The following is a 26,116-nucleotide window of genomic DNA, read 5'->3' as shown; positions in this document are numbered from 1 at the left end:
GCGGAGGGGAGGGCCATCGCAAGATGGCCCTTTTCTTTTAGCAGGATGCGGGAAAAGACTGCCAGCGGCGTTCTCGCCTCGCTCAGAGGCTCACCGTACGGCGCAGAGTACGATATTCACCTCTGAGCTCGCTGCGGCCTTGCTTGACGGCCTTTTTGCGCACTCTGCATGGCTGCTCACAGTCGGTGAATACCTCGATCTCTGCGACGGCTACAGATGTCGAATTTGGTTTTTCCGTAGCCTGTTAGGCCAAAGGCATGGATCCGCGATCGTTCATGCGGAGAAGATAACGACGGAGGATGGCTTGCTCGATGCGGGAGCGACCTCGATCCGGGGCCGGAAATCGGAGCACCAGATGGATCTTCCCGGACTCCGGCAGTTGAATAGTGATGCGGGGTTCCGGGGAAGGGGCTTCGAGCAGATGTGCCTGTTCTAAGAGCTTCATTTGCCGTACAGCTTCTTCCATGAACGACGCACATTCGATTTTTGCCGCTTCCAGGAGTACGCGCTCCGATCGCTGCCACTCGTCATCATTCTTGATTGGTACGACCACTGTATACAGCCCATACTCCTGTTCGGGATTTTCTTTGATCAAGGGATTCGTGAAGAGCAAGCTGTTGGGGAACACGGTTACGCGTCCGGTGTAGAGGTGGGCGGACTGCCCTGGGCCGATCTCCAAAAGCTTTGTGGCGAACATATCGTGGTCCAGCACGACTCCGCGATAGCCTGCGATCTGAATTCGATCGCCGACAGCATAGACCTTGCCCCCCATCCGAAGTGCCGCGCCGCTCCAACAGAGAAGCAGCTCTTTGGTCGCCAGAACCATTGCGGCTGCCAACGCGACCAGTGACACCGCAAACGCTTGCAGTTCATGCGCCCAGATTATGACCAGGCCAATGAGGAAGGCGAAGACGACGGTGTTTCTCGTCGTGACCACCCATCGACGTTTCGATTCCATCGAAAGTGTCGGGTTCCCAGAGATCCACCGCACAATGAGCGTTCGGGCGACGACCAAGGTCAGCAGCAGAACCAGCGATTTCAAGCTGTCGAGCGCCACCACACTGTCGATGGAGAACCATTCGTTCTGGGGCACGGGTATCCTCTATTTGGCAGTCAGTGTCTCGCGGGTACCAGGAACACATTCTTCTCGGCTCCAGGTCTTGAGAGTCTTATCTTCTGAGAAGGTCAACGCATAGCGGTAACAATAGAGTGTCGGCTTGGTGGTTTCCGTCCCTTTGCCCATCATACTCGTGAGTGAATTGGAGGCATCACCGAGCATGGAGGACCTCCACGACGTCAGGTCCTGTTCGCTGAGTGGGAAGCGGTAGGTCCAGAGGCTGTCTCCGCCGAGCGCAGGCGTTTTTGCAGTATGTGGGGGACCCAGTCGTTCACGGATGTCTTCCTGCGTCAGTCGGCCAACCCCTTTCTTGAGATAGGCGTCGCGCCAGGGGCCACCACATCCAGAGAGGCTCATCACGAGTGTGATGAGCAGGGACCACAGGAGGAGATGGGAACAGCTGTTGTGGGCGGAAAATATCGAACCAGGCATGCTGGAGCCTACGCTACACTGGACGATGGCCAAGTGCAACTCTCTTGGAATCTTCTGTGGTGGGATCAGTCCCATGGCTACAGATCACTGGGCGACTGGATTTCTAGGTGACTTTTGGGTACCTTACTCCGCAAGGGGGGAGGAATGGGCGCACTACGAATTCTTACCGTGTTTCTGGCTGGTTGGGGTTCTTTCTTTCTGCCCGATGGGTTCGCGACGGTGGCTGATGGCCGGGCAGTGAAACCCGACATGCTTCTCGTCCAAGGGAAACCACAGGACCTCACTGGGACCAATGGTGAACCCAAACCTGGAGACAAGGGGAAGCCTTCCACAACCAGACCCGCTGTCTCCTTCCCTGAACTCCATGGAAAAGATGGCGCACCGATGATGTTGGTGCCCGCCGGAGAATTTATCATGGGAAGCGAGAGGGGGGATGAAGATGAAGCCCCTGTGCATCGGGTGTATTTGAATACGTTCTATATCGATAAGTTTGAAGTCACGAATGCACGATTCGCCAAATATGTCGAGGCGATCCAGAGTGAGCCGCCATGGGGATTTTCTGATAAAGAGACTCCGGTGGTTCATGCGGATCGTCCGGTGCGCTGGGTGAGCTGGATGGATGCTATGGGGTACTGCCTCTGGGTCGGGAAACGGCTTCCCACCGAAGCGGAGTGGGAAAAGGCTGCGCGAGGGACTGATGAGCGGCTGTATCCATGGGGAAACGATCCACCGACTCCGGTCCATGCTGTCTATGGGCTCAAGGAAGGTGGCGCCGAGACGGTATCTGTTATCGGAGATCACCACATGGGGCAGAGCCCATACGGGGTCCAGGACCTGGCCGGTAATCTCTACGAATGGGTGATGGACTGGTACGAGGAAGATTTTTATTCCAGCTTTCTCAATAATCCTGCCACCAATCCTCGAGGTCCCAGCGAAGGGACGGCAAAAGTCCAGCGGGGCGGGTCGTACATTAACACCCCTTATCGGCTTCGCTCATCATTTCGCACCAAAGGCAATCCGACTGAACAGGATCCGAACGTCGGTTTCCGTTGCGCGCAGGATGTTCCCAAGTAGACCAAGCCTTGCACGGCCTTGCTTGGTATCAGCGTATCGTATTCGACGCTCAGGCTAAGGCTTTGTGATCACCACCACAAAGGAGGGGCCTTTGAAGCGATATGGTGTAAAAGCAGGTTGCAAACTGTCATTGAGGGGCTACGATCCCGATGACACCGGAGACTATAAAAAGAACGATCAGGGGAAAGCCAAGGCGAAAGCCGAAACGGCCAAGCTCATCGCCAGGCTCGATGGACTACAAGAACGGTTGTATGCCAACGCCACTCGATCCCTCCTCATTGTGCTGCAGGGGATGGATACGAGCGGAAAGGATGGGACGATCAAAAGTGTGATGTCCGGTGTCAATCCGCAGGGCTGCAAGGTGGTGGCGTTCAAGGCTCCGTCCAAGGATGAATTGGCGCATGATTTTCTCTGGCGCGTGCACAGGGAGGTTCCTCCCAAGGGCTACATCGGAATCTTTAATCGTTCCCATTACGAAGACGTTTTGATTACACGAGTGCATGGTTGGGTTTCTGACAAAGTGGTCAAGCGGCGCTTCGACCAAATCAAGGAATTCGAAGAGCTACTGACTGAAAGCGGAACGGCTATTCTCAAGTTGTTTCTGCATATCTCAAAAGACGAGCAAAAGGAACGGTTAGAAGCCCGCATTGCTGATCCCGAGAAGCGCTGGAAGTGGAATTCAGGAGATCTGGAGGAACGGAAGTTGTGGGAGGATTATCTCAAGGCGTTTGAAGATGTCATTTCAGCGACCAGTACCGACTGCGCTCCCTGGTATATCGTGCCGGCTAATCGGAAATGGTACCGCAATCTTGTGGTCGCGGAACGCATCGTGAATGTATTGGAGGACATGAAACTTAAGACACCTCCAGCGCCGGACGGTGTGGATTTCACGAAACTCAGGATTGTGTAGCGGGCGGCCGAGGCAGCGGGTGACGGGTCACGTGCCGTGATAGACGCTCGGTCATTGGGAAAGGTGCGACGTAAGGAGGAGTGTGGCAGGGGTGCTGCGCTCCTCCTTCGTGTTTGTGAGGACTGTGTCATGAACTGGATTGTGCTGACCTGGTGCTGTCGGTTCCTGATCGGTGGTGTGCTGCTGGCCTCGGCCTTGGGAAAGTCACTTGATCTTCAGGGGTTTGTCGACGTGTTGGTCACCTATCGCCTGTTCCCAGACTGGTCTCTCTGGGGGCTGGCGTTTGGGATCACGGGGATCGAGTGGAGCTGGCAACATGGATTCTTGTTAGATGGCAATTACCGACGGGAGCCCTCCTGGCGATGGTGTTGAACGGTTTCTACGCCATGGGGATTATCGTCACGCTCATGCGCGGTCTCGATCTTCCAAACTGTGGATGCGACGGCGTATTCTCCACTCGCAGGCTTCGCGCTGGTTGGTCTTAGCTCTGCATTACGTGTCGGTGCTCAAGCGAGTCATACGACTCTTGACAAGGTTTCCTAATGGGCGTATTGAAAAAATGCGGCTCATCTATCAATCGAAGTTCGAGAGATCGGGTAGACCGCGCGGCTGCCATCCAGGTCTCTCGATGACTTCAGTATGAGAGGAGGGTGGATATGGACGACACAACGCCACCTGGCCCATCAGGCCCATCGATACCTGGGTGGGTTTCTCATCGGTTCTGTTGACCGACTTCTTCGCTGGCCGTGCCATCAAGGCACAAGGTGTCCTTCCATAAAGAAGGCCAACAGCCATTGAGCGGAGAAAACTTCGGCGACAGGAAGTACACAATCGCCTGGGAATGACGAGGTCTCCCCAGGTTGGAAACCGAGGATCCCAACTATCGCGTGGGTCTTGTGGGCCGCGACAACACAAGATACTGTCGGCGTCCTAAGCGCCAAGTGACGGGCGACCTCCCACCTCAGTGCAAGGTCGCCCGCAACTTTTTTCAATTCTCACCAGTCACACCGCTGATCGACGCACACGATAACCCCGGGTCGGCGTTTCTTTTCTCGAGGAGCTGTCCTACCATAGTGTGATGACTGAAAAGAAACTTAAGAAACCACAGTCGGCCAACGGGGCCAAGCGTCGCCGGAAACTCGTCAGAGTCTCCACGGGTTTGGCTGCTGGTGAATTACAGGCTGCGGCACCACCCGGAGCTGTGGCTGAGCTTCATCGGCAGATCGAAATGGATGGAGGGAAAGCCCTCGCGGTCTATCGGGAACCCTATGGTGGCCACTGGCTGGCCCTCGCGGCACTGCCGATCGATCTTGTGGAGCCGACGCCCTATCAACGGAATATTTCCGATACCCATGTCCGAAAGCTGGAAGGGGTGATTGGGAAGATCGGTCGTTTTCTCGATCCCATCATCACCGTGCGAATTGCCAAGCCTGACCATGTGGCGAAATATTGGACTCCAAACGGCAACCATCGCCTCTCCGCCATGCGAACGCTGGGGGCCAAGAGCATCATCGCCATCGTGGTGCCGGAACCGGCTGCTGCCTATCAGATTCTCGCGTTGAATACGGAGAAAGCTCATAATCTTCGTGAAAAGGCGCTCGAAGTGATTCGAATGTACAAGGAACTTGCACAACTCGATGAGGCTACCGAAGAGACTTATGCCCTGGAGTTCGAGGAGCCAGCGCTGATTACACTGGGGCTCTGTTATGAAGAGCGACCTCGATTCAGCGGGGGTGCCTACCATCCCGTCCTGAAGCGAGTGGATCAATTTCTAGAGGAACCGCTGCAGGCTTCGCTGCCTGTTCGACAACAAAGAGCGAAAGTGGTTCTCGAGTTGGATGATCTCATCGTCAAGCAAGTCGAAGCCCTCAAGGCCAAGGGGTTGACTAGTCCCTATCTCAAGAGTTTTGTCGTCGCCCGCGTGAATCCCATTCGGTTCCGTCCCAAAGAGGCTCCGCCCTTGTCGTTCGATGAGGCCCTTGACCGGATGACGCAGGCGGCACAGAAGTTCAATCCTGACAAGGTCAAACTCGACGATCTGGCCAAGTCAGGCGGGGCACCGGATGAGACTGAGTAGCTAGTTGCCTCTTCGTCTCTCAATCTTGTTTATCTCCTGAAATCCCCTTTACAATGCCGCATTGATCGTGTGGTAAGGAGGACGCTATGAGTCTCGCCGACAATAAATGTATCCCCTGTCGTGGGGGTGTCCCGCCGGTGCCGAATGATCGTGCGCAGGCTCTACTGAAAGAACTGGGACGAGGCTGGTCATTGAATGCTCAAGGGCATCTAGAACGGCTATTTACTTTCCCAGATTTTGCGCAAGCATTAGCCTTTGTGAACAAGGTTGGGGCGATCGCTGAGGCCGAAGGGCACCACCCCGATCTCTATCTTGCCTGGGGGAAGGTGAAGGTTGAGATTTGGACGCACAAGATCAATGGCTTGACTGAGAGCGATTTTTATCTGGCGGCAAAAGCCGATCGAGAGTTTGAGCCGTTTAGAGCTACCGCAAGTTAGGCGTGATCGGAAAAACTCCCGTTCGTGGTGAGCCCGTTCGGTGAACTCAGGACAGGCTTATCGAACCAGGAGCGGAGTGTCTTGAATTCACACGCCCTTCGACAGGCTCAGGGCGAACGGTTTTTTGACAAGATTTGAGCGGCGTAATCGTACAAGGCATGGGATGAGCGACCAAACCAAAATCGCGCTCGTCAATATGCCGTTCAGCTATGCCAAGTATCCTTCCATTCAACTCGGTACACTCTCCGCGTTGCTCAAGTCCAACGGAATTCCCGTCGACTGTCACCACTTAAACGTCCGGTTTGCCCACCTGATCGGCGTGGAGTTGCATGAATCCATTTGTGAGAAGCGGGCGCTCTTCGGTGAGTGGCTGTTCTCCTCTCTTCTGTTCAAAGACAACCCGAAGCGGGCAGAGTACCCACAGGTCTTTAAGCCGGTTTTTGAGCAGGCGGCGAAAGAGTGTGGTAAGCCGGTTGGCTATTTCGAAGAAATCGCTACGCGTATTGCTCCTCAGTTTTTAACCTGGGCGCTACGGTCGATTGATTGGGGCCAATACAAGCTGGTCGGCTTTACCTCGACCTTTGACCAAAATGTCGCAAGCCTCACCATGGCCAAGTTGATCAAGGATCTCTACCCTCATGTCACGATCGTTTTCGGTGGAGCGAACTACGATGGCGAGATGGGTCATGAGTACTTCCGAGCGTTCCCCTTTCTCGATCATGTCGTCGTCGGTGAAGGTGAAGAGAGCTTTCTTGCGTTGGTTCGGCAGGTTCTCGCCGGCAAGACCGAGGACTATCCGAATGGCGTGGCGTACCGCCAAGGCGAGAAGATCATGTTCACGCCCAACCCCTCGCTCTTTTCAGATTTTGCGAAGACCGGGCCGCCTGATTATGACGACTACTATCAGCTGCTTGCAGAGCTTGGCCAAACGGCGCAGGGGTTGGATCGTGTGCTCTTGTATGAAGGCTCACGCGGTTGTTGGTGGGGTGAGAAGCATCACTGCACGTTCTGTGGGCTCAACGCACAGAGTATGAAGTTTCGGGCGAAGGCGCCGGACCAAGTGCTGCGAGAGATCGCCGACCTCTCACAACGCTACGACGCTGTCCGGTTTCGGCTGGTCGATAACATTATCGATATGGGCTACATCGACGACCTCTTTGGCAAGCTGGCTGCCGACCATTGCGACCTGGATGTCTTCATTGAAACGAAAAGCAATCTGCAGAAGCGCCAGATCAAGACCTTGGCAGCCGGCGGGGTGAAGTGCATGCAGCCTGGTCTGGAGAGTCTGAGTCGCAATCAGCTGCAGGCGATGGACAAGGGCGTCACGCCGCTGCAGAACATCGTCTGTCTCAAGTGGAGCCAGTACTATCATGTGATGGTGTCTTGGAATATCTTACTGGGATTCCCAGGCGAGACCAATGATGATTACCAGCGGCAGCTCGACCTGATCCCGTCACTGCTCCATTTGCAGCCACCAGAAGCGACCGGGAAATTCTGGCTCCAACGCTTCAGTCCGTATTTCACCAGGCCACATGAGTATGGTATCCGGATTACTGGGTCCGGGATGGCCTACGAGTATGTGTATGACGCGCGACAGGTGGATTTGAAAAAGATCGCATACGACTTTGAGTATGAACTCGACAACTGGCCGGTCGATCCAGATCTGGATCAAGAGCTGGTTGCGGCGATTGAAAACTGGCAGCGGATGCATCGGTCCGGAGACAAACCCTTTCTGTATTATTCCAAAGCGCCGAGCTACGTCACGATCTACGATGGGCGTAATCCGAAACAGCCGACTCGTCGACGATATGAAGGGCTAGCGGCGTTGGTGATCGAGATCTGCAATGAGGCGGGCAAAAGCATGGAGCAGATCCGAATAGCGGTAGCGGACAGAACCCATGGCAGTGATACGATCCTCAAGCCAATTCTTGATGATCTCACGACTCAGCGAATCCTGTACGAAGAGCGCGGCAAATACTTCACACTGGCGATTCCGGAAAATCCGTATCTCTGATCTAAAGCGTGCTCCTACATCGACAACTTCTCTGCCACGTTGCGCATCTGTACGCCATGGACCAGTGAGGCACCGCCGCGGATGGCGCAGGCGACGTGGACGGCCTCGGTCATCTCTTCGACATTGGATCCTTTCTCCAGTGATGCTTGCGTGTAGGCATCAATGCAGTAGGGACATTGCACGGTGTGGGCGACGGCCAGGGCAATGAGTGCCTTCTCTCGTTCGGTCAGTGCGCCTTCAGTAAATACAGCATCGTAGTAGCTCTTGAACTTTTCCCACAAGGCAGTATTGCCTTTCCCAATTTCAGCAAACTTCCCTAAATCATGCGAATGGTAATACGAGTCCATGGGGACCTCCTCTGTCGATCGGATGTGAAGAGAAAAAACAAGCGGCGGAACGGTCAGGCATTGCCAGGACGAATGGGGTCGACATCGGCGAGGGCTTTGGAGAATCGTTCACCGACGATGTCGGTCGCCTTGGCCATAAGATCCATCACTTCTTGCCATTCAGCGGGCAGTAGGTCTTGCTTCAGCTGAGGATGGATGGCCCATTGGGCTTCAACCTGTGTGCCTTTACGGCTGACGAGTACGCGGAGTAACTCCACTTCCCAGGCCTGGTTGCCTGGGTTGTCACTGGAAGCTGGCGTATTCGGCTGTTCGGACGGAGGAATGGAGCGTGCCATGAGGTCCTTTGTTGGTCAATCGTCCGACAGCATACCGCATCCTCTATCGGATTGTATATTCGCGCGGCCGACAGCGGTGCGGATTCCTTGTCGTGTTATGGCTGGGGGGATGCGTGATTCAAAACGGCGAGCATCGCCTCGTGGATCTGTCCATTGCTCGCCACGAGTTCTTGTCCATAGATGGAGAGGTCTTTTCCGCTGAAATCGGTCAAGCGCCCACCAGCTTCACGAGCGATGACTGAACCGGCAGCCATATCCCATGGGCTGAGTCGTACCTCCCAGAATCCGTCAAACCGCCCTGCCGCCACGTAGCACAGGTCCAAAGCCGCCGATCCCGTTCGTCTGATCCCCTGAGCTTTCAGGGCAAATTTTGCAAAGTGATCGAGGTTGTTCCGTGTAGTTTCTCGGATGTCGTACGCAAATCCGGTGACTAAAAGGCTGCTATCGAGCGTCTTTGTGTCGGACGCATGGATGGGCCGACCATTTACCTGCGCCCCACGATGTTCGATGGCTGTGAACAATTCATTCCGGGATGGATCGAAGACGACCCCGATGATACACCGCTTCTCGTATTCGAGGCCAATGGAGACGCAATAAGTGGGATAACCATGCGCAAAATTCGTGGTCCCATCAAGCGGATCAATAATCCATCGATAGGGGGAGGATCCGCCATTGTCACGACCCCGCTCTTCGGCCAGAAAATGATGATCGGGAAAGCGAGCCTTTAGATGATCAATCACGCACTGTTCGGCGGCTCGGTCGGCATCGGTGACCAGATTGATGGGATTCTTGTATTCGATCTGAAAGCCGGTTGCGGCATAGTGCAGCAACAGAACCCCTGCTGCTTGACTGGCGTCGACTGCCGCTTGGAGCAGGACATCATGTGAGGGTGATTCGTGAGGACTTGGCACGCCCGATTGTAACATGACCGGACTTGCGGCCAACAAAAATCCTGCTACTCTTGTCAAGGCAAGCCTTATGATCACCGACTATCAAAGGATTACTTGCTTGCAAGCGATAGAACTGAATAGGCAATGTATTATTCAAATAATGAAACTTGACAAGGTTTCTAAGCAATGATATAAAGCAAGCATGCTTTATGTGAGGAGCTTGTGGAGGAGTTAACAGACATTCTCGTTGGTCTGGAGCAGCGGATCAATGCCTATAAGAGTCGGTATCAGGAGCTCGAAAAGAAACGTCGCCGGCTCGATGACGAGATTGCCACCATCAAGAAGTATCTCGAACTTGCTGAAACGCTCTATCGTGTCGAGGCCGACAAGGCCAAGCTTGCCAGTCTTTCTAATCAAATCATTACCACGGACGATTCAAAGGGAATCCGACCGGTTCCCCTTATGGATGTGACTGATCAGTCTCGAGAAATTCTTCTTGGACGGAGTAAATATGTAGGGAAGAGCGTGCCCCAGGCCGCCTATGAAATACTCCGGGAGTCCAATCGAGCCATGCATGCAAAGGAGCTTGTTCAGCGGTTGATCGAAGGCGGGTTGCAGATCAAAGGGAAAACTCCGCTAACGTCGATTGCCACCTCGCTCAAGCGCGACAAGCGATTCAGAAAAGTGGGTCCCAATACGTTCGAAGCGTTAGACGATATGTTGATTCAAGCCGTCTAGTAATTGCTGTTCATGGGCCAAACTTGATAATGCGAAGGGGGGTGAGACTCTTGGCAACGAAGAAGGCAGCAGCGAAGAAGAAGAAGAAGTAACCCCAATGTGATGCGATACGCCGGGGGTGAGGTTCCTCACCCCCGGCGTACCATCCTACGATGTTCTGAATTGTGTCGTACGTCCTACCGAAAGACCGCAACTCACTAGACAGTAAGAAAAGTGCCTATGAGCTACGAAGCCTGAAGAGCCACGGCTGGTTGACGTGGGGTGCTGTAGGGACTTGCATGCACTGCCACTTCTGAAGTCTCAACGTTCAGGAGCACCCACTTGTCTGGCTGGGACAGGATTTGCTGGACAAGCCGGGTGTGGAGCGCATGCCCTGAACGATCTGCGACGATATGTCCGATGAAGGGCATCCCTAAGAGCGAAAAATCACCGATCAGATCCAGGATCTTGTGACGAACAAATTCATCGTCAAATCGAAGGCCGGATTGATTCACGATACCGTCGCCGGAGAGGACGACCGTATTGTCGAGTGTCCCCCCCTTTCCGAGCCCACGAGCCCACAAGGCTTGAACTTCTTGGAGAAAGCCGAATGTGCGGGCTTCTGCAATCTCATTCTCAAATGTACCGACTGAGCAATCGTAGTCATACGTCTGTGTCTTGATCAGCGGGTGATCATAGTGAATCGAATAGGTAATCCGGGGGGTAGGAGATGGCTCGATCCGCACCCGCTTTGATCCATCTGTGATTTCAATCGGCGCCATGATTTTGAGAAACGACCGTTTTCGCTCCTGGGGCACTATGCCGGCAGACTGAATGAGTCTGACAAAGGGTGCAGCGCTTCCATCCATGACCGGCACTTCGGTGGCCGTCACTTCAATAAAGGCGTTATCGATATCCATGCCCGACAGAGCCGCCAGTAAATGCTCAATGGTTTGGACCTGAAACCCATTTCCCTTGATAGCGGTGCATAGTTCGGTTGGGATTTTATGCTCAATGGAGACAGGTAGATACGCATCAACGTCTGAACTACGGTTAACGAAAACGATGCCGGTGTTTGGAGGAGCGGGGCGCAGCGTGATGGACGCGGATTGTCCTGAGTGTAGCCCGACGCCGGAACAGGTGACCGTTGATGCTAAGGTTTGTTGATTCCGCACAAGTCCTCCCTCGTTAGAGCTTCGTTCCGAAGGCACCATTCTCCCAAAAAGACACAAGCAATTAAAGTGCCATGGTTTATTTAATATAACAGCATGATTTTAAATGTAAAATATTAAATCAATAAAATGTCACTCTGTATCAAAAAAGGCACAACTGTGTATTTCGCAATCCGTGAAGTGTAGATAAAAAGTAATTTTGTCATGATGAACAAAGGGTTATCAAGACTTTGCCAAGGGATCAAGCGGCCAAGGCGCGTATTGCTTGAGCTGAAGGGGTTCTGGAGGGGAACAGAGGCCGCTTTCATGTCCCGATAATCCCACGAGTAGCTCGCGTGGCTACGCCTATCGCGAGATCGACGTTGGTGTTGCCTCATCGAAGCGTTCGTGGTTCATGCCAAGCTAATTGGTTCTAGCACCACCGAAACTCAAAGACAGATGGGAGATCTAGAGGAGATCCGGTCATCGAGAGACCGAGGCAACAGCCATTCCGCAGATAGGGACGGGGCTTAACTTCTTCAGGCTAGAAACCGAGTAAGAAGCGGAAACGCTCATATAAGGGTATGTCTATCATGAATGTGAGTCCCTTGGTCTGGATCAGCTTTGGTCTCACGAGTCTGACGCTCAGCGTCATGCTGGCGGGTGACGCCTTGGTTGGTCTAGTGCCTAACCACGATCGCCAAGACTTTGAATATCGTCGCGATGTGGCCGAGGCCTTGGCAGTTCAATACTCTGCGTTGGCGGAGCATCAGCAGATTGCGACCATCAAACTATCGATGGCGCGGTTTGCTCAGCGGAATCCTGAGATCCGTTCGTTGGCGTTGGTCCTTCAAAGCGGAGAGGTTCTTGCTCAGATTGGGGACCATACTCGCATCTGGGTGCAGCCATCCGGTGGCGCATCATCACTGGAATTTCTCCAAGTCCCAATCTTTGCCGGGGATGAGTCGTGGGGAGTGCTCCAAGTCGCATTCCGTAAAGCCGACATGTCGGAGACGGAGCGGTTTTTGAACGATCCATGGGTGCGGTTCCTCACCTTCGTCGGCGTGATGGGATTTATCGGCTATCTTGTCTTCATGAAACGCACTCTTCGACAATTAGACCCATCCGGCATAGTTCCGACACGAGTCAAAGCCGCGCTCGATGCACTTACGCAGGGTGTGGTGATGATCGACACACGGGACCTCATCGTATTGACGAATGAAACCTTCAGTCGAGCGGTGGGGAAGTCCGTGACCGCTCTGATCGGCACCGACCTTGGGGCCATTGCCTGGAAGTCGTCGAATTCAACTGGGGCCTTGACGGTGTATCCCTGGACCAGGGCGATTATGGACAAGCAGCCGCAAGACAATATTTCACTCTTCTTGCCAGGCGAAGAGGGAGAGTCAAAAAAGTTTATCGTGACGACAGTCCCGATCATGGATGATGGATCGACGGTGCGAGGTGCGCTCGTTTCGTTTCACGATGTCACGGAGCTGGATCGGGCAAATTCACAACTCAAGGAAGCAAACAATGAATTGGAGGTCTCCCGCGTTCAAATTCTCCAAAAGAACCAGGAACTCGAGGTGACGAATACGAATTTGCACATCGAGATGGATCACCGAAAAAAAGCCGAAGCCGAAAAGGAGAAGTTGTATCAGCAGCTCATGAATGCCTCACGCCAAGCAGGTATGGCGGATGTGGCGTCGAGTGTTCTTCATAATGTCGGTAATGTGCTCAACAGTATTAACGTCTCGACGGATACCTTGCTCAAGACGCTCAAGAAGCCGATGGTGGGCGATGTCTGCCGCATTGCGGCACTGTTCAGCGAGCATCAGGATAATCTGCAGTCATTTTTGACGGCTGATCCAAAGGGGAAGCAGATTCCTTCTTATCTGGGGTTGGTCGCCGAATCTCTCAGTGGAAGCCATCAGACCATCCAACAGGAACTCGACTCGCTGGTGAAGAAGGTCGATCACATCAAGCAAGTGATCATGTCGCAGCAAGACATCGCACGTGCGGGGAGTATTCGAGAACCGGTCTCGGTTGAAGACATGATGGAACAGGCGTTGATCATGGCGATGCCTGAGCCGGAGAAGTATCATATCCAAGTGGTGCGGGAATATCGCCCCATCCCTGCCATTATGACGGATCGGCACCAGGTGCTACAGGTATTGGTGAATCTCATCACGAATGCCAAGAACGCGATGATCGAGCACTCGGGCAGCACGCGTTGTCTCACCTTGCGGCTTGGCGTGCCGGCTGGCAGCGCCTTCGCACGATTGGAAGTGATCGACACGGGTGGGGGGGTCAAGGCGGAAAACCTCCACAAGCTGTTTGCACAGGGTTTTACCACGCGAAAGGCTGGTCATGGGCTTGGACTGCACAGTTCCGCCATTGTGGCGAAGAATCTTGGCGGCGCCTTGCAGGCTCAAAGTGCCGGTGAAGGACAGGGGGCGACGTTCACGTTGGACCTGCCGCTGGTTCTTGTCGAGGCAGCGGCATGACCATTGACCGAGACATCATTAACCGTCGGATTCTCATTATTGACGACAATGTCAATATTCACGAGGACTTCAGGAAAATATTGTCTCCACCGATAGATTCGGGAGCACTGGACCACGCACGGGCGGCTCTGTTTGGAGAGACCCCGACCCTTCCCACGCATGTGTCGTATGAACTGGAGTTTGCAACCCAAGGTCGCGAGGGATTCGGGCTTGCTCAGACGGCTCGTCAGAGTGGGGTGCCCTATGCGGCGGCCTTTGTGGATATGCGTATGCCCCCGGGCTGGGATGGGCTCGAGACCATCGAGCATCTGTGGTATGTCGATCCTGAAATCCAAATCGTCGTCTGTTCGGCCTATTCCGACCATCCATGGGAAGACGTCAGTCGCCGCATTGGCGATACCGACAAGTTGCTCATTCTGATGAAACCATTCAACAGCATCGAGGTCGTTCAGATGGCCAACGCCTTGACCAAGAAATGGAACCTGGCTCGTGCGGTGAAGCTACAGATTGAGGGGCTGGCCCAGAATGTCAGGCAACGGACGACTGACGTACGCGCCGTGAATCAACAGCTTCAGGAGCAAATTGCCAGCCGAATAACCGGATCCCGTACTGACGATTCACAGGAACCAGTTGGGGTGATGCTTCGCCAGAAGGAAGAGTTTCTCGCAATCATGAGCCACGAAATCCTCACACCGATGAATGAGTTGATCGCGAAAGTGACTCTCTTGCTCGATAGCCCGCTGAATCCAGTCCAGCGTCAGCATGCGTCGACTCTTGAGCACTGCGCACAGGACCTGCTCTCCTTGATCAAAGATATGCATGAATTCTTGACCAGTCGAAGACAAGAGACCGAAGTCCGCGATCAGTCTTGATGGTAGGACGTTCCCGACGGGGAGCCGGTATTCATTCAGATGGATAACCACAGCAAGAATCCTCGAGTCTTGATCGTCGACGATAATCAGTCGATCCATGAAGATTTTCGGCGGATCCTTCAATCTCAACCGGAAGACAAAGATCTGAATCGAGCGCGTACGGATTTGTTTGGTGGGGCGCCGCTTGTGGAAGCGCTGGATTGCTTCGAGTTGGATTACGCGGTTCAGGGGCAGGCTGCTCTCGCATTGGTCCAGATGGCAAGGGAGGAGGGGCGCCCCTATGCCGTGGCATTCGTCGATATGCGGATGCCTCCGGGCTGGGACGGCCTGGAAACGATTCAGCGACTGTGGGAGGTTGATGGTCGCATTCAGGTCGTAATCTGCACAGCCTATTCGGACCATTCGTGGGCCGAAATTGCGGCACGGTTGGGTATGAGCGATCGGTTGCTGATCCTGCGCAAACCCTTCGATGCGATCGAGGTTCAGCAGATTGCCGCCGCACTGACACGCAAGTGGGAGTTGGGGCGTGATGTCCGGTTACAGATTGAAGACCTCGTTGCACAGGTCAATGCCCGCAACCGGGAACTCCGGGTCACGAACCAACTTCTTGAGCAGCAGGTAGCCGAGCGGACTGCAGAGCTCAAACGGCGTAACGAGGAGTTAGAGCGAGCGGTGGAGGCGCTGAAAGAGGCCAAGGCGGAGGCCGATGATGCCAACCAGGCGAAGTCGCAGTTCTTGGCTCGTATGAGCCACGAGATTCGGACGCCCATGAACGGCATGCTCGGTATGAATGAGCTGCTTCTCTCGACCTCCTTGACCGACCAGCAGCGTTATTTTGTTGAAACCATCGATAATTCAGGCAAGCAGCTGGTTCAGATCGTCAACGATATTCTCGATTTATCGAAGATCGAAGCCGGCCAGATGGATCTCCATATCGCAGGGTTCGACCTGGTGGCGACCGTGCAAGCTGTCATTGATGGGTTCTTCGCGCCGGCCCAGAAAAAAAAGCTCAGTTTAGAATGTCAGATCGACCCCAAGTTGTCCGCCATGTGGCGAGGGGATGCCGCACGATTCCGGCAGATTCTGACCAATTTGGTGGGGAACGCCGTGAAGTTTACGGAACAAGGTGGCGTCTTAATTCACATTGCGCGGATTCAGGATAGCCATGACAACGCCTTATTCAAAGTCACGGTGTGCGATACCGGGATCGGTATCCCCCTCGATGCGCAGCAGAAGATCTTCGATCCCTTTGCCCAGGCGGATGGGTCGATGACAAGGCGATATGGGGGAACAGGGTTGGGGCTCGCGATCGTCAAACGGCTTGTCGCATTAATGGGGGGAGACATTGGCTTAACCAGTACCCCGGGAAGGGGTTCCACGTTTTGGTTTACCGTCTGTCTTGAGAAACAGAGAATGAGTGAAGGCATGGGGGGAGAGAGTAAGCGTGTGGATTCGTGCACGAATCTTGACGTATTCATCAACAAGGGGTCCGCTCGCACATTCTCAAAGCCACGGTCGCATGCGCGTATCCTCTTGGCCGAGGACAATTCGACGAATCAGGAGGTGTTCCGTGGCCTGCTGGAGCTCTGCGGCGAATCAGTCGACGTGGTCAGTACGGGTAGAGGGGCTATTGATGCGCTGGAACGGTTCAGGTACGACCTCATTCTTATGGACTGTGAAATGCCGGAGATGGATGGACTCGCCGCCACCGCAGAAATTCGCCGACGGGGAGTGAGACGAGCAGATGGTCAACGAGTCCCGATCATCGCCCTATCAGGGTACGCGCTCAGCAGCCATCAAGATGCCTGCTTTGCTGGCGGCATGGACGGCTTCCTCTCGAAGCCGGCAGGCATAAAAGAGATTCGCAATGTGCTGCAACAGTGGTTACCAACCAGTGAGTCACGGGCTGCCTAACAACAGGACCGTTCATCCAATTTGCTCGAATGACGATGACGACGGAGCTGATGGAATCTTCGGAAAATCGACGGATCTTGATCATCGATGACAATGTGCTCATCCACGATGACTTTCGAAAAATCCTTCAACCGGGGGACGAGGCTCACCGTCTGGAGGAAGTCCGTGCAGCCGTCTTTGGCGGTACTCCACGTCTGAGGCCGCTGATCCGGTTCGAGTTGGATTGCGTGGATCAGGGGCAAGCTGCATTGGCTCTGGTTCAGAAGGCGCGTCAGGAAGATCGACCCTATGCCGTGGTGTTTGTGGATATGCGCATGCCTCCCGGCTGGGATGGGTTGGAAACGATCGAGCATTTCTGGGCGGTCGATCCAGAGATTCAGGCGGTGATCTGCACGGCGTACACGGATCATTCTTGGGAAGAGATCATCGAGCGATTAGGTTCCGACGATCGTCTGCTGATCCTGCAAAAGCCTTTTTCCGGCGTTGAAGTCTCTCAACTGGCGATGTCGCTCACGACAAAATGGAACTTGGCTCGTCAGGCGCACCAACGTCTGCAGGCTGCCGAGGTTGCCAATGTCGCCAAGTCACGGTTCTTGGCCAACATGAGTCATGAAGTTCGTACCCCGATGAATGGGATTCTGGGAATGAGCGAACTCTTGATGCAAACACCACTGAATGACAAGCAGCGGCGGTATGTGCAAACCTTGCAGAAGTCCGGCCAGACACTCATCCAAATCATCAATGACATTCTGGATATTTCAAAAATTGAAGCCGGAAAGCTGAAGCTTGAACAGATCGCCTTCGATCTTCGTCAACTTGTGACGGAGGCGCAGGAACTCTTCTCGGGGCAGGCGGGAAGCAAAGGGCTTCGATTAACGACCATCCTATCCGAAGCCGTCGCTCACGAGTATGTGGGGGATCCGGTACGCATTCGTCAGATCCTCGCGAATCTCATTGGGAACGCAATTAAATTTACCGCGCAAGGCCAGGTAACTGTTTCCATGACGGTGGTCGATGATGCCGTTGGGCAGACGAACGTGTGTCTGAAAGTGCAGGATACAGGGATTGGTGTGGAACCGGCGATCCAAGCCAATCTCTTTACACCCTTTACACAAGCCGATGGCAGCACCACACGCAAGTTCGGCGGGACCGGACTTGGCTTGGCGATTGTGAAGCAGTTAGCTGAGATGATGGGCGGAACAGTGGGGGTTGAGAGTGTTCCCGGACGAGGCTCGACATTTTGGTGCACGATGAGGCTTGGAAAATCGACCGCTCAGTCGATTTGTGCCAAAGCGAGTTAAGCCATCATGATCGAGAGTAGTCGGAGGAGTGCGGAGTGACAAGCGACGAGATCAATCGGCGTATCCTGGTCGTGGACGACAACGTGTCGATTCATCATGACTTCCTGAAAATTCTACGGCCCGATATGGGATCGGAGGCTCTGGAACAGGCACGGGCGTCCTTATTCGGCGACTCCAATCCGGTTCGGACCAATGATGAGTTCACGGTCAATTGCGCAGATCAAGGGGCCACCGCGCTGGCCTTAGTTGAAACGGCGGTTAAAGAGGGGAAGCCCTATGCGGCGGCCTTTGTGGATATGCGGATGCCACCCGGTTGGGACGGGTTGGAGACCATCGAGCGTCTCTGGGAAGCAGATGTTGCGTTGCAAGTCGTGATCTGTACCGCCTATTCCGACCAACCGTGGGATGAGATCAGAGACCGAATTGGGCGAACTGATAAGTTGTTGATCCTCCAGAAGCCATTCAATAGCATCGAGGTGTTGCAGCTCGCGACTGCGCTGTGTCGGAAATGGGACCTTGCGAGAAAGGTTTCCGGACAGATGACCGAATTGAGCCATCTTGTCGATGAACGGACCACGGAGCTCCAACACGCGAACCGACAGCTTAGGGAATTCAATGAAGCACTGGTACAGACCGTTGCGAACCTTGAGGCCGCACAGACAGAAATCCTACGGCAAAATGATGAACTGGAGCGTCTGGCCTCACGTGATGCACTGACAGGATGTCTCAATCGCCGTGCATTTTATGCCTTGTTTGAGGAGGCGTTTGCCGAGGGCCGTGGACAAGGAAGTGAGCTCTGCTGTCTCATGGTCGACATTGATGATTTTAAGCGCGTGAACGATGAGTTTGGGCATGCCGTCGGGGATCAAGCGATCCAAGCTGTCGCGGATTGTCTTCAGTCTGGATTGCGGCTGACGGATATGGTCGGACGGTATGGAGGTGAAGAATTCTGTTTGATGTTCCCGCGAACGACCTTGGGCGAGGCGACGGTGTTGGCGGAACGCCTTCGAGCCCGTGTGGCCGCGGAAGCTGGCAACCGTGTGCGAATGGCATCCGGCATGACACTGACGGTAAGTATTGGTGCGTCATCCAGTGTATTTGGCTCCCGCGCTCCACTGGAGTTGATCGATCAAGCAGATAAAGCGCTGTATGCTGCGAAGGAGGGTGGCCGCAACTGTGTCATGGCGATGGATGTGCTGGTCCCAGGGCTCAATCCTTCTGAACAGCTTGAACTTCAGGTCCGCCGAGTCACCCCCCGCGCGTCGACGTCTGCCCATATTAGATAAGCGGTGAATGTATGACGAATGGTGCCGATGACATCGGCATCAATGCTCGTGCTCTCCGTCATAGCCTTATCCAGTCCAGTAGAGCAGGAAGATGCCTTATATGGTTTGGAGTGCAGTCGTCGAAGGATGGTCAAGCGTAGAGAGCCGTTTGAGCCATGGGTGTGTGAGGTAGGCAGACAAAGCGATCGTTCACGCGTCGTTCATTGTATAATGGCCCTTGATGGTACGCCTCTTCAGCCATTTCCAGTCTTCAGTCGGAAAGAAGATGGTCATAGCTCTGACCGGGCTATGCCTTGTCGTGTTCGTCGTGGTCCATATGCTGGGAAATCTTCAGCTATTTGAAGGGCCTCACGCACTGAACAGGTATGCCGCCTTTCTCCGTGATATGCCAATCGTGCTCTGGATGGTCCGCATCGGATTATTGAGTATAGCGGTGTTTCACATTGGGCTCGCAGTCCAGCTGAGTATACAAAATCGTCGGGCTCGTCCCGTTGAGTATACGATCCATCGCTATCGACAGGCATCGATCGCGTCCCGCACAATGATGATCTCTGGAATGACTCTGTTGGTATTTCTCGGCTTCCATCTCCTTCATCTCACGGCCGGAGTCATCGATCCTGTATTCTCTGATCGCGTGGATGCGGAAGGCCATCGGGATGTCTATGGCAAGGTGGTGCATGCCTTCCAAAATCCTTTCATGGTCATCATCTATCTTGCGGGACAGGTGGGGCTCGGTCTCCATCTGAGCCACGCGATTTCTAGCAGCGTACAGACGATGGGGTTTGAGCACGCGGGGCTGAGTCGGTTGTTGAAAGCGCTCGGACCCGTGATTGGGCTGATCGTGATCCTCGGGAATGGTGCGATCATCCTTGCCGTCTTTTTGAGGATCGTGCACTGATGACGAGGCTGGATTCAAAAATTCCGTCAGGACCTTTGGAAAGTAAATGGGATCGGCACCGGTTCGGCGAAAAGTTGGTCAGCCCCAACAACAAGCGGAAGCTCACCGTGATCGTCGTCGGGACCGGCCTGGCCGGCGCAAGTGCGGCCTCGACCTTGGGGCAGCTCGGGTATCACGTGGAGTGCTTCTGTTTTCACGATAGTCCACGCCGGGCTCACAGCATTGCCGCGCAGGGGGGAATCAATGCGGCGAAGAACTACCAGGACGACGGAGATAGTGTCGGGCGTTTGTTTTATGACACGATCAAAGGCGGTGATTTCCGCTCGCGAGAAGCCAATGTCTACCGGCTCGCCCAGGTCAGTACACAGATCATCGACCAATGCGTGGCGCTTGGTATTCCCTTTGCCCGGGAGTATGGCGGTCAATTGGCGAACCGCTCGTTTGGGGGCGTGCAAGTCTCCCGGACGTTCTACTGTCGAGGACAGACGGGGCAACAACTCCTATTAGGTGCCTATTCAGCGCTCTGTTGGCAGATCGAACGTGGCCAGGTCACGATGCATCCGCGCACGGAACTGCTCGATCTCATCCTGGTCGATGGTCAGGCTCGGGGCATTGTGGCTCGAGATTTGGTCACCGGACGGATCAGCGCGCACACGGCCCACGCCGTGGTCTTGGCCACGGGTGGGTACAGTAACGTGTACTATCTCTCCACCAATGCGAGCGGATGCAATGTGACGGCCACATATCGAGCATGGAAGCATGGTGCCGTATTCGCCAATCCATGTTTTACCCAGATTCACCCGACGGCCATCCCACCGGGCGGGGCTCATCAGGCCAAGTTGACCCTGATGTCCGAGTCGCTCAGGAACGATGGCCGATTATGGGTGCCCAAGGTGTCATCGGACCATCGTTTGCCGGGCGATATTCCTTCAATAGATCGAGATTATTTTCTCGAGCGGCGATACCCCCGGTTCGGGAATCTCGCTCCGCGAGATATTGCCTCACGGGCAGTCAAAGTTGTGTGCGATGAAGGGCGCGGTGTCGGGACAGGCGGCCAGGGTGTGTACCTGGATTTTTCGGACGTCATCGAGCAACAAGGGCTGGAAGTGGTCCGTGAGCGTTATGGCAATCTCTTCGACATGTACCATCGCATCACAGGAGAGGATGCCTACCACGCTCCCATGCGGATTTACCCGGCGCCGCACTATACGATGGGGGGGCTCTGGGTGGATTACAATTTGATGAGCACGGTCCCGGGACTCTTCGTCATCGGCGAGGCAAACTTTGCGGACCATGGCGCCAACCGGTTGGGTGCCAGCTCATTAATGCAAGGATTGGCCGACGGCTATTTCATCCTTCCCTATACCATTGGTCATTACCTGGCGACGGCAAACCTCCTCCCTATTCCGGAGGATCATGCGGAGGCTCGTGGGGCGATTCAGCTGGTTGAGACTCGGATCAACCGTCTGCTGGCGGTAAAGGGACGTCGGACCGCGGCGATGTTTCATCGGGAGTTGGGGACGCTCTTGTGGAATCATTGCGGGATGTCACGCACCGAAGGGGGGCTCACCTCAGCGTTGCAATCGATTCCCAAGCTTCGTGAGGAATTTTGGCGGGATGTGATGGTCCCAGGGTCAGGAGATTCCTTCAACCAGGAGTTGGAGTATGCGGGAAGGGTGGCGGACTATCTCGAATTCGCTGAATTGCTCTGTCACGACGCCCTCCATCGTCAGGAGTCATGCGGCGCGCATTTTCGCGAGGAATATCAAACAGAGGATGGTGAGCCACGGCGCGATGATGCGCGCTTTGCCTACGTGGCGGCATGGGAGTATCGGGATCGAGCCGTGCCGGTCTTGCATAAGGAACCGCTGGCGTTCGAATTCGTGCCGCCGACCATGAGAAGCTATCAATAGGTGGTAAAAGGTGAGAGGAAGAGGAATCGGATTGCTGCACACGTTATGAAATTCACCTTGAAGATTTGGCGCCAGAATGGCCCGCACGAACGGGGTCGGTTTGTCATGTATGAGGCGCACGATGTGAGCCCCGGCATGTCGTTCCTTGAAATGCTCGATGGCGTCAACCAGAGCCTGCTCGGCAATGGTGAAGAGCCGGTGGCGTTCGAACAGGACTGTCGGGAAGGAATTTGTGGGAGTTGCTCGCTGGTCATCAATGGTTTGCCACACGGCCCGGACCAGGGCATCACGACCTGTCAGCTGTACATGAGGCGGTTTTGTGATGGGGCCCACATTACGATTGAGCCCTGGCGAGCCAAAGCCTTCCCGATCTTGAAAGACTTGGTGGTAGATCGCAGTGGGCTGGACCGTATCATACAAGCGGGCGGGTATATTTCAGTCAATACCGGTGGAGCCGTGGACGGGAACGTCTTATTGATCGGGAAGGACCAAGCTGAAACCGCGATGGATGCCGCTTCCTGTATCGGGTGTGGAGCGTGTGTCGCAGCCTGTAAGAATGCTTCTGCGATGTTGTTTGTCGCGGCCAAGGTCTCCCACCTGGCAACCCTTCCACAAGGAAGCCCGGAGCGAGAACGCCGTGTGAGCGCCATGCTGGAGGCGATGGACAGAGAAGGGTTCGGGTCCTGCGGAAATCAATATGAATGCGAGGCTGTGTGCCCCAAAAACATCAGTGCCCGTTTCATTGCCAATCTCAATCATGAATATCTCCGTGCCGGCATCGTCGAATCCGGCCGTCCCAGTGAGCCGGAGTCTCCCCATGCAGAATCTTCATAGCTGAACCCTCGCGGACTCGAGACGGTACATGGCGAATCCCTACGGGCAGAACACGCAGACGGAAGCTGTTTGCGATAGAAGGCAATGAGCTTGACTGTGAAGGAAAGGCCGTTATAGTGCGATCAAGGGCTGTGATCAGGATGGTGTATGCCAGAGAGTATCATGGGGCGACAGATCGTGTGTCCTCAATGTCGACAGGACAGCGCAGTTCGTGTGCAGGCTCAGTCGCCACGTGAATTTGTTGCCTCGCTGCTGTGGAGGGTGCCCTTCCAGTGTCAACAGTGTGACCACCGGTTTCTCGCTCGTCGCGTGAGTCTCCCGAGCGACTCGCAGCTCACTGATCGCCGGGAATACATGCGTATTCCGGTCAAGCTCTCGCTCTCTTTTTCCGGAGGACGAGTACGCGGAGAAGGGACCGTACTGGATATGTCATTAGGGGGCTGCATTATCCAGAGTGAGACTCATGTGCGGGTTGATGATATTTTTTACCTCGAGATCATCCTGGCCAAGGATGAGCCCCCGGTCGAGGCGGCAGCCATTGTTCGTTCCGTCAGCACCCGCGGGATCGCGTTCAAGTTCTTGCGCAGAGCGCAAGAGGATAAGCGGTTGACCGCCTTTATCCAAACCCGTTCGGGATCCGCCGCATTGAGCCCATCTAAAATTCCTCAGTCGGTACTTGCCGAGTAGCTGCTCGATCCGCTACCTGCATTTTCGTGTGATCCATCTGTTCTATCCACTACCGCTCAGCTCAGCGTAGGGCCCTTGACCGACATATCTTCATGATTATTCCTCATGGTAGCATGCTAGCCAGCTTCGGGGGCAGCGTCCTTAGGGTATCGCTGAAGGAGGAGACAATGGGACGTCGTTGGTGGCAAACGATGGCGATTACAATAATGATGGTCACGGCATTGTCCGTGTCTGGGTGTGGGTACAATGATCTGCAAGGCTTGGATGAAGATACGAAGGCCGCGTGGAGCGAGGTGATCAATCAATACCAGCGCCGTGCCGACCTCATTCCCAATCTCGTGGCAACAGTCAAAGGGTACGCCGCCCATGAGAAGGAGACGCTGGAAGGCGTTGTCAACGCCAGGGCCAAGGCAACCGGAATGCAAGTGACGCCGGAGGTGCTGAAAGATCCGGCTGCATTCGAGGCGTTTCAAAAGGCGCAAGCGGGGTTGGCCTCAGCGTTGGGACGACTGATCGCGATCGCCGAAAACTACCCCAACCTCAAGGCCGATCAAAACTTCAGAGACCTTCAGAGTCAGCTGGAGGGGACGGAAAATCGAATTACCGTGGCCCGCAAGCGGTATATCGATCGAGTCGCGGATTACAACAAGATGGTTCGGTATTTCCCAACGAATCTGACCGCGAAGTTCCTCTTGCATTTGGAAGAGAAGCCCAACTTTACGGTGGCCGACGAAAAAGCCGTGGCGAAACCACCGGAAGTGAAATTCTAACGCGGTTCATGCCTAGGGGACAGTCGTGGAGCAGAGGTATGCGACTCGATTGCTGCAGGCGGTCCTGGTTGGAATCGCCGTTGTCTTTACCGTTATCTCAGCCTCTCCAGTCTCCGCACTCGATGTCCCTCCGTTGACCGGGCGGGTTGTCGATCTCGCTCATGTCTTGCCACAGTCCACCGTGGAGGCGCTTACCGCTCGCCTCACTGCGCATGAAGGGCAGTCCAGCAATCAAGTTGCCGTTCTAACCATTCCTTCCCTCGAAAGCGAGCCTCTCGAGGAGTTCACGCATCGCGTGGCCACCACCTGGAAACTTGGTCGAAAGGGGACGGACAACGGAGTGCTCTTGCTGGTGGCGATCAAAGAACGCAAGGTACGAATCGAAGTCGGGTATGGGTTGGAAGGTATCCTGACCGACATTCGGTCGGCACAGATCATCAGACATGAGATCGTTCCTCGATTTCGAGCCGGAGATATGCCTGGTGGGATCCTAGAAGGAACCTATGCAATTTTGAAGACCATTGACGGAACCTATCAGGCCACCGAGAACGCTCCCCCTCGGCAAGAGGGTGCTGTTGTCGAGCAGGTTGTGGTGGCGGTCATCGCCGGGCTGTTCGTCGGACTCCTGTTCACAAATGTTCATCGTGTCGTCGGACCTGTTGCCGGTGCAGGAATCGCAACGCTCCTTGCGCCTTGGGTGGGGCCGGCACTGCTTGCGGGTGGTGTGACGGTGGTCCTGCTGCTGCTTTTTGGTGCAGCGGGGACGGGAGGGCGGGCCACTCGGTCCCGTGGGTTGGATGATTGGATTTGGTACAGCAGCCGTAATGGTGGATGGGGAGGAGGATCGTTCGGTGGCGGGGGAGGATTCAGTGGCGGCGGAGGCGACTTTGGGGGAGGGGGTGCCAGTGGAAACTGGTGAGCGACTGGAGCTGACAGCGGAGGAGCGTGAGCGGATCAGATTGGCGGTGTATGCGGCGGAGCAGCATACCAATGCAGAAATCGTTCCTATGATCGTCAGTCGGTCCGGGCTCTACCGTGATGCTCAACATCGTTCCGGGTTGTTGCTTTCCCTCGCGGTCCTGGCGCTCATGCTTACCACGGAACGATTCTGGCTTCCTTGGGGATGGCACGGTTCCAACGCGGTGTGGCTCGTCTCGGCAACAATTTTGGCGTACGGCGCCGGTGCCTGGCTGGGGACTCTGGCCCCGTGTATTCGCTTTCTGACGCCGACGGATCGATTGCAGCACAAAGTACGACTTCGGGCCGAACGAGCGTTCACGAAACATGCGGTTTCGCAGACACGTGAGCGTACCGGAGTGTTGATCCTGGTCTCGTTGTTGGAACGTCAGATCTATGTGTTGGCGGATCAGTCTATTGCACAGCGAGTTCCATCGGAAGGTTGGTCCTCGGTTGTGGAGGCGGCTGTCAGCCGGTTGACAAGGGGAGATCTGGTCGGCGGGTTATGCCAAGGGATTCAGGTCTGTGGCACGTTGCTTGCTGAGGTATCCCCAGGCCGTTCCGGCGACAATCCTGATGAATTGTCGAATGAACTGGTCATAGAGTCGTAAGCTGCTCATCCCTATTCCCGCCACTCAATAAAACATCACGACCAGCCGATAGAGGAGAGACTCGGCGG

Annotated in this window: 25 protein-coding genes; 19 read left to right on the top strand and 6 right to left on the bottom strand. The window is 54.8% G+C overall.

Annotated elements, in window-relative coordinates; genetic code table 11:
• Positions 1 to 244: 244 nt before the first annotated feature.
• Together COMA1_RS02410 and COMA1_RS02405 are read right to left on the bottom strand one after the other, a co-directional pair.
• On the bottom strand, positions 245 to 1,093 hold the full coding sequence (locus tag COMA1_RS02410; RefSeq protein ID WP_090743250.1) for a mechanosensitive ion channel: 849 nt from the start codon (positions 1,091 to 1,093) through the stop codon (positions 245 to 247).
• 9 nt (positions 1,094 to 1,102) lie between these two features.
• Entirely contained in the window at positions 1,103 to 1,624 is a 522-nt protein-coding gene (locus COMA1_RS02405; RefSeq protein WP_090743247.1) for a hypothetical protein, read from the bottom strand.
• Positions 1,625 to 1,693: 69 nt separating this feature from the next.
• Between COMA1_RS02405 and COMA1_RS02400 the strand changes: the two genes are divergently transcribed.
• From COMA1_RS02400 to COMA1_RS02375, 6 genes are all read left to right on the top strand, one after another.
• Positions 1,694 to 2,623 carry a formylglycine-generating enzyme family protein gene (locus tag COMA1_RS02400; protein ID WP_090743244.1) on the top strand — a complete coding sequence of 310 codons (930 nt, stop codon included), beginning with the start codon at positions 1,694 to 1,696 and terminating at the stop codon, positions 2,621 to 2,623.
• 91 nt (positions 2,624 to 2,714) lie between these two features.
• A complete protein-coding gene (locus COMA1_RS02395) occupies positions 2,715 to 3,533 on the top strand; it encodes a polyphosphate kinase 2 family protein (RefSeq protein WP_090743242.1) in 819 nt (272 codons plus the stop codon).
• Positions 3,534 to 3,662: 129 nt separating this feature from the next.
• Positions 3,663 to 3,905, top strand: a complete 243-nt coding sequence (locus COMA1_RS02390; protein WP_090743240.1) for a MauE/DoxX family redox-associated membrane protein — start codon at positions 3,663 to 3,665, stop codon at positions 3,903 to 3,905.
• A 706-nt stretch (positions 3,906 to 4,611) separates the two neighbouring features.
• Entirely contained in the window at positions 4,612 to 5,610 is a 999-nt protein-coding gene (locus COMA1_RS02385; protein WP_090743237.1) for a chromosome partitioning protein ParB, read from the top strand.
• Between the two features lie 86 nt (positions 5,611 to 5,696).
• On the top strand, positions 5,697 to 6,047 hold the full coding sequence (locus COMA1_RS02380) for a 4a-hydroxytetrahydrobiopterin dehydratase (RefSeq protein WP_090743234.1): 351 nt from the start codon (positions 5,697 to 5,699) through the stop codon (positions 6,045 to 6,047).
• Between the two features lie 163 nt (positions 6,048 to 6,210).
• Complete coding sequence (locus tag COMA1_RS02375) at positions 6,211 to 8,061, top strand: RiPP maturation radical SAM C-methyltransferase (protein ID WP_090743231.1); 1,851 nt, start codon at positions 6,211 to 6,213, stop codon at positions 8,059 to 8,061.
• A gap of 14 nt (positions 8,062 to 8,075) precedes the next feature.
• On the opposite strand, the gene COMA1_RS02370 is transcribed toward COMA1_RS02375, so the two are convergent.
• The 3 genes from COMA1_RS02370 to COMA1_RS02360 all read right to left on the bottom strand — a co-directional run bounded on the left by COMA1_RS02370 (position 8,076) and on the right by COMA1_RS02360 (position 9,669).
• Positions 8,076 to 8,408: an arsenosugar biosynthesis-associated peroxidase-like protein gene (locus COMA1_RS02370; protein ID WP_090743228.1), complete on the bottom strand. Its 333-nt coding sequence runs from the start codon at positions 8,406 to 8,408 to the stop codon at positions 8,076 to 8,078.
• A gap of 53 nt (positions 8,409 to 8,461) precedes the next feature.
• Positions 8,462 to 8,743, bottom strand: a complete 282-nt coding sequence (locus COMA1_RS02365) for a hypothetical protein (RefSeq protein WP_090743225.1) — start codon at positions 8,741 to 8,743, stop codon at positions 8,462 to 8,464.
• A 95-nt stretch (positions 8,744 to 8,838) separates the two neighbouring features.
• Positions 8,839 to 9,669, bottom strand: a complete 831-nt coding sequence (locus COMA1_RS02360) for an inositol monophosphatase family protein (RefSeq protein ID WP_090743222.1) — start codon at positions 9,667 to 9,669, stop codon at positions 8,839 to 8,841.
• A 186-nt stretch (positions 9,670 to 9,855) separates the two neighbouring features.
• On the opposite strand from COMA1_RS02360, the gene COMA1_RS02355 reads away from it, so the two are divergent.
• A complete protein-coding gene (locus COMA1_RS02355) occupies positions 9,856 to 10,371 on the top strand; it encodes a winged helix-turn-helix domain-containing protein (RefSeq protein WP_090743219.1) in 516 nt (171 codons plus the stop codon).
• Positions 10,372 to 10,595: 224 nt separating this feature from the next.
• On the opposite strand, the gene lpxC is transcribed toward COMA1_RS02355, so the two are convergent.
• Positions 10,596 to 11,525 carry a UDP-3-O-acyl-N-acetylglucosamine deacetylase gene (gene lpxC / locus COMA1_RS02350; RefSeq protein ID WP_176697790.1) on the bottom strand — a complete coding sequence of 310 codons (930 nt, stop codon included), beginning with the start codon at positions 11,523 to 11,525 and terminating at the stop codon, positions 10,596 to 10,598.
• Positions 11,526 to 12,094: 569 nt separating this feature from the next.
• Between lpxC and COMA1_RS02345 the strand changes: the two genes are divergently transcribed.
• The 12 genes from COMA1_RS02345 (at position 12,095) to COMA1_RS02290 (ending at position 26,048) form a co-directional block, all read left to right on the top strand.
• A complete protein-coding gene (locus COMA1_RS02345) occupies positions 12,095 to 14,005 on the top strand; it encodes a sensor histidine kinase (RefSeq protein WP_176697789.1) in 1,911 nt (636 codons plus the stop codon).
• Complete coding sequence (locus COMA1_RS02340) at positions 14,002 to 14,877, top strand: response regulator transcription factor (protein WP_090743211.1); 876 nt, start codon at positions 14,002 to 14,004, stop codon at positions 14,875 to 14,877. The genes COMA1_RS02345 and COMA1_RS02340 overlap by 4 nt, the downstream gene beginning before the upstream one ends.
• Positions 14,878 to 14,916: 39 nt before the next feature.
• Complete coding sequence (locus COMA1_RS02335) at positions 14,917 to 16,791, top strand: response regulator (RefSeq protein WP_090743209.1); 1,875 nt, start codon at positions 14,917 to 14,919, stop codon at positions 16,789 to 16,791.
• A gap of 50 nt (positions 16,792 to 16,841) precedes the next feature.
• Positions 16,842 to 18,092, top strand: coding sequence for a hybrid sensor histidine kinase/response regulator (locus COMA1_RS02330; protein ID WP_176697788.1), 1,251 nt, complete (start codon positions 16,842 to 16,844; stop codon positions 18,090 to 18,092).
• A 35-nt stretch (positions 18,093 to 18,127) separates the two neighbouring features.
• On the top strand, positions 18,128 to 19,378 hold the full coding sequence (locus COMA1_RS02325; protein ID WP_090743204.1) for a GGDEF domain-containing response regulator: 1,251 nt from the start codon (positions 18,128 to 18,130) through the stop codon (positions 19,376 to 19,378).
• A 220-nt stretch (positions 19,379 to 19,598) separates the two neighbouring features.
• The gene (locus COMA1_RS02320; RefSeq protein WP_090743201.1) at positions 19,599 to 20,276 is read left to right on the top strand and encodes a succinate dehydrogenase cytochrome b subunit; all 678 of its coding nucleotides are present in this window, start codon (positions 19,599 to 19,601) and stop codon (positions 20,274 to 20,276) included.
• A complete protein-coding gene (locus COMA1_RS02315) occupies positions 20,276 to 22,189 on the top strand; it encodes a fumarate reductase/succinate dehydrogenase flavoprotein subunit (protein WP_090743197.1) in 1,914 nt (637 codons plus the stop codon). The genes COMA1_RS02320 and COMA1_RS02315 overlap by 1 nt, the downstream gene beginning before the upstream one ends.
• 45 nt (positions 22,190 to 22,234) lie before the next feature.
• Positions 22,235 to 23,023: a succinate dehydrogenase/fumarate reductase iron-sulfur subunit gene (locus COMA1_RS02310; RefSeq protein WP_090743194.1), complete on the top strand. Its 789-nt coding sequence runs from the start codon at positions 22,235 to 22,237 to the stop codon at positions 23,021 to 23,023.
• Positions 23,024 to 23,170: 147 nt separating this feature from the next.
• Complete coding sequence (locus COMA1_RS02305) at positions 23,171 to 23,710, top strand: PilZ domain-containing protein (protein ID WP_090743191.1); 540 nt, start codon at positions 23,171 to 23,173, stop codon at positions 23,708 to 23,710.
• A gap of 167 nt (positions 23,711 to 23,877) precedes the next feature.
• Positions 23,878 to 24,480 carry a LemA family protein gene (locus COMA1_RS02300; RefSeq protein WP_090743188.1) on the top strand — a complete coding sequence of 201 codons (603 nt, stop codon included), beginning with the start codon at positions 23,878 to 23,880 and terminating at the stop codon, positions 24,478 to 24,480.
• Between the two features lie 25 nt (positions 24,481 to 24,505).
• Positions 24,506 to 25,399, top strand: a complete 894-nt coding sequence (locus COMA1_RS21750; RefSeq protein ID WP_218055290.1) for a TPM domain-containing protein — start codon at positions 24,506 to 24,508, stop codon at positions 25,397 to 25,399.
• Positions 25,386 to 26,048: a TPM domain-containing protein gene (locus tag COMA1_RS02290; RefSeq protein WP_176697786.1), complete on the top strand. Its 663-nt coding sequence runs from the start codon at positions 25,386 to 25,388 to the stop codon at positions 26,046 to 26,048. Before COMA1_RS21750 ends, COMA1_RS02290 begins: the two co-directional genes overlap by 14 nt.
• The last annotated feature ends 68 nt before the right edge of the window (positions 26,049 to 26,116 follow it).

It is taken from the genome of Candidatus Nitrospira nitrosa (genome assembly GCF_001458735.1).
GTDB classification, from domain to species: domain Bacteria; phylum Nitrospirota; class Nitrospiria; order Nitrospirales; family Nitrospiraceae; genus Nitrospira_D; species Nitrospira_D nitrosa.
The sequence above is the reverse complement of the archived record's forward strand: the minus strand, read 5'-3'. Positions and strand labels throughout refer to the sequence as shown.

Coding starts and splice junctions, on each gene's coding strand:
- COMA1_RS02300 (WP_090743188.1), top strand. CDS start 23,878: ATGGGACGTCGTTGGTGGCAAACGATGGCGATTACAATAATGATGGTC.
- COMA1_RS02375 (WP_090743231.1), top strand. CDS start 6,211: ATGAGCGACCAAACCAAAATCGCGCTCGTCAATATGCCGTTCAGCTAT.
- COMA1_RS02405 (WP_090743247.1), bottom strand. CDS start 1,624: ATGGGACTGATCCCACCACAGAAGATTCCAAGAGAGTTGCACTTGGCC.
- COMA1_RS02370 (WP_090743228.1), bottom strand. CDS start 8,408: ATGGACTCGTATTACCATTCGCATGATTTAGGGAAGTTTGCTGAAATT.
- COMA1_RS02345 (WP_176697789.1), top strand. CDS start 12,095: ATGAATGTGAGTCCCTTGGTCTGGATCAGCTTTGGTCTCACGAGTCTG.
- COMA1_RS02360 (WP_090743222.1), bottom strand. CDS start 9,669: ATGTTACAATCGGGCGTGCCAAGTCCTCACGAATCACCCTCACATGAT.
- COMA1_RS02315 (WP_090743197.1), top strand. CDS start 20,276: ATGACGAGGCTGGATTCAAAAATTCCGTCAGGACCTTTGGAAAGTAAA.
- COMA1_RS02305 (WP_090743191.1), top strand. CDS start 23,171: ATGCCAGAGAGTATCATGGGGCGACAGATCGTGTGTCCTCAATGTCGA.
- COMA1_RS02390 (WP_090743240.1), top strand. CDS start 3,663: ATGAACTGGATTGTGCTGACCTGGTGCTGTCGGTTCCTGATCGGTGGT.
- COMA1_RS02330 (WP_176697788.1), top strand. CDS start 16,842: ATGGAATCTTCGGAAAATCGACGGATCTTGATCATCGATGACAATGTG.
- COMA1_RS02380 (WP_090743234.1), top strand. CDS start 5,697: ATGAGTCTCGCCGACAATAAATGTATCCCCTGTCGTGGGGGTGTCCCG.
- COMA1_RS02335 (WP_090743209.1), top strand. CDS start 14,917: ATGGATAACCACAGCAAGAATCCTCGAGTCTTGATCGTCGACGATAAT.
- COMA1_RS02400 (WP_090743244.1), top strand. CDS start 1,694: ATGGGCGCACTACGAATTCTTACCGTGTTTCTGGCTGGTTGGGGTTCT.
- COMA1_RS02310 (WP_090743194.1), top strand. CDS start 22,235: ATGAAATTCACCTTGAAGATTTGGCGCCAGAATGGCCCGCACGAACGG.
- COMA1_RS02340 (WP_090743211.1), top strand. CDS start 14,002: ATGACCATTGACCGAGACATCATTAACCGTCGGATTCTCATTATTGAC.
- COMA1_RS02365 (WP_090743225.1), bottom strand. CDS start 8,743: ATGGCACGCTCCATTCCTCCGTCCGAACAGCCGAATACGCCAGCTTCC.
- COMA1_RS02320 (WP_090743201.1), top strand. CDS start 19,599: ATGGTACGCCTCTTCAGCCATTTCCAGTCTTCAGTCGGAAAGAAGATG.
- COMA1_RS02385 (WP_090743237.1), top strand. CDS start 4,612: ATGACTGAAAAGAAACTTAAGAAACCACAGTCGGCCAACGGGGCCAAG.